This window comes from Agarivorans sp. Toyoura001 (assembly GCF_005405585.1).
Lineage (GTDB): Bacteria > Pseudomonadota > Gammaproteobacteria > Enterobacterales > Celerinatantimonadaceae > Agarivorans.
Genome location: NZ_BJEQ01000039.1, coordinates 1 through 3,278, shown reverse-complemented (window position 1 = coordinate 3,278; position 3,278 = coordinate 1). Strand labels below are relative to the sequence as shown.

Here is a 3,278-nt window from a genome sequence, read left to right as displayed (position 1 = left end):
GTGACCTACTTTCACATGGGGAAACCCCACACTATCATCGGCGCAGTTGCGTTTCACTTCTGAGTTCGGCATGGGTTCAGGTGGGTCCACAACGCTATTGCCACCAGGCAAAAACTTGTTGTCTTTAACATTCGAAAAAGCTGCAATATCCCACGAGTCTAACAAGCACTCTTGGTTTCTAAATAAGATTATCTTCATCAAACATACACACCACTTAGGTGTTGTATGGTTAAGCCTCACGGGTAATTAGTACAAGTTAGCTCAATGCCTCACAGCACTTACACACCTTGCCTATCAACGTTGTAGTCTCCAACGGCCCTTCAGGGGACTTAAAGTCCCAGTGAGAATTAATCTCAAGGCCTGCTTCCCGCTTAGATGCTTTCAGCGGTTATCAGTTCCGAACGTAGCTACTGGGCAATGCTATTGGCATAACAACCCAAACACCAGCGGTTCGTCCACTCCGGTCCTCTCGTACTAGGAGCAGCTCCCTTCAATTCTCAAACGCCCACGGCAGATAGGGACCGAACTGTCTCACGACGTTCTAAACCCAGCTCGCGTACCACTTTAAATGGCGAACAGCCATACCCTTGGGACCGACTTCAGCCCCAGGATGTGATGAGCCGACATCGAGGTGCCAAACACCGCCGTCGATATGAACTCTTGGGCGGTATCAGCCTGTTATCCCCGGAGTACCTTTTATCCGTTGAGCGATGGCCCTTCCATACAGAACCACCGGATCACTATGACCTACTTTCGTACCTGCTCGACGTGTCTGTCTCGCAGTTAAGCTGGCTTATGCCATTGCACTAACCGTACGATGTCCGACCGTACTTAGCCAACCTTCGTGCTCCTCCGTTACTCTTTGGGAGGAGACCGCCCCAGTCAAACTACCCACCAGACACTGTCCGCAATCCCGATAAGGGACCAACGTTAGAACATCAACACTACAAGGGTGGTATTTCAAGGTCGGCTCCACATCATCTAGCGACAACGCTTCAAAGCCTCCCACCTATCCTACACATGTAGGGTCAATGTTCAGTGTCAAGCTGTAGTAAAGGTTCACGGGGTCTTTCCGTCTAGCCGCGGGTACACCGCATCTTCACGGCAATTTCAATTTCACTGAGTCTCGGGTGGAGACAGCTTGGCCATCATTACGCCATTCGTGCAGGTCGGAACTTACCCGACAAGGAATTTCGCTACCTTAGGACCGTTATAGTTACGGCCGCCGTTTACCGGGGCTTCGATCAATAGCTTCGTCCGAGGACTAACCACATCAATTAACCTTCCGGCACCGGGCAGGCGTCACACCGTATACGTCATCTTTCGATTTAGCACAGTGCTGTGTTTTTAATAAACAGTTGCAGCCAACTGGTATCTGCGACTCTCAGCAGCTTAGGGAGTAAATCCCATCACCATCAAGAGCGTACCTTCTCCCGAAGTTACGGTACCATTTTGCCTAGTTCCTTCACCCGAGTTCTCTCAAGCGCCTTGGTATTCTCTACCCAACCACCTGTGTCGGTTTGGGGTACGGTTTCGTATAATCTGAAGCTTAGAGACTTTTCCTGGAAGCAGGGCATCAACCACTTCATGTCCGTAGACACTCGTCATCAATTCTCAGCCTTAGACACCCGGATTTTCCTAAGTGTCCAGCCTACAACCTTAAACATGGATAACCATCACCATGCTGGCCTAGCCTTCTCCGTCCTCCCATCGCAATTATACGAAGTACAGGAATATTAACCTGTTTCCCATCGACTACACTTTTCAGTCTCGCCTTAGGGGCCGACTCACCCTGCTCTGATTAACATTGAACAGGAAACCTTGGTCTTTCGGCGAGGGGGCTTTTCACCCCCTTTATCGTTACTCATGTCAACATTCGCACTTCTGATACCTCCAGCAAACCTTACGATTCACCTTCAACGGCTTACAGAACGCTCCTCTACCATGCTAATAAATTAGCATCCGTAGCTTCGGTGCATAGCTTAGCCCCGTTACATCTTCCGCGCAGGCCGACTCGACCAGTGAGCTATTACGCTTTCTTTAAATGATGGCTGCTTCTAAGCCAACATCCTGGCTGTCTAAGCCTTCCCACATCGTTTCCCACTTAGCTATGACTTTGGGACCTTAGCTGACGGTCTGGGTTGTTTCCCTTTCCACGACGGACGTTAGCACCCGCCGTGTGTCTCCCGGATAGTACTTAGTGGTATTCGGAGTTTGCAAAGGGTTGGTAAGTCGGGATGACCCCCTAGCCTTAACAGTGCTCTACCCCCACTAGTATTCGTCCGAGGCGCTACCTAAATAGCTTTCGAGGAGAACCAGCTATCTCCCGGTTTGATTGGCCTTTCACCCCCAGCCACAAGTCATCCGCTAATTTTTCAACATTAGTCGGTTCGGTCCTCCAATTGGTGTTACCCAATCTTCAACCTGCCCATGGCTAGATCACCGGGTTTCGGGTCTAATCCCAGCAACTATGCGCGCAGTTAACACTCGGTTTCCCTACGGCTCCGCTATTCGCTTAACCTTGCTACTGAAATTAAGTCGTTGACCCATTATACAAAAGGTACGCAGTCACCCCACGAAGGGGCTCCCACTGCTTGTACGTATACGGTTTCAGGTTCTATTTCACTCCCCTCACAGGGGTTCTTTTCGCCTTTCCCTCACGGTACTGGTTCACTATCGGTCAGTCAGGAGTATTTAGCCTTGGAGGATGGTCCCCCCATATTCAGACAACATATCACGTGTGCCGTCCTACTCGATTTCACTTAAAGTAGATTTTCATGTACGGGGCTATCACCCTGTATCGCTGTCCTTTCCAGAACATTCCACTAATCACATAAAAGCTTAAGGGCTAATCCGGGTTCGCTCGCCGCTACTACCAGAATCTCGGTTGATTTCTTTTCCTCCGGGTACTTAGATGTTTCAGTTCCCCGGGTTCGCCTCGCAACGCTATGTATTCACGTTGCGATACTGCATAAAATGCAGTGGGTTTCCCCATTCGGAAATCCATGTCTATAACGTCTTTTATCGACTTAACATGGCTTATCGCAGATTAACACGTCCTTCATCGCCTCTGACTGCCAAGGCATCCACCGTATACGCTTAGTCACTTAACCATACAACACCTAAATGTTGTCGCTTAACTAACTTGAATGGTCAGGCTGTATAAGTCCTGCCATTCGAGTACGATCACCTTATTTTTTTGAATACCAAAAACACTTGTTATTTAACTCGTATTTTTGAGATATTTTTTATCAGCTTTTCCAAATTGTTAAAGAGCA

The 3,278-nt window shown here is 48.8% G+C and carries 2 rRNA genes; both read right to left on the bottom strand.

The features are described 5' to 3' along the window. Positions 1-108, bottom strand: a 5S ribosomal RNA gene (gene rrf, locus FFR00_RS21475); the annotation flags it as partial. A gap of 117 nt (positions 109-225) precedes the next feature. Continuing rightward, positions 226-3,113: ribosomal RNA gene (locus tag FFR00_RS21470) — 23S ribosomal RNA — on the bottom strand. Between the last annotated feature and the right edge of the window lie 165 nt (positions 3,114-3,278).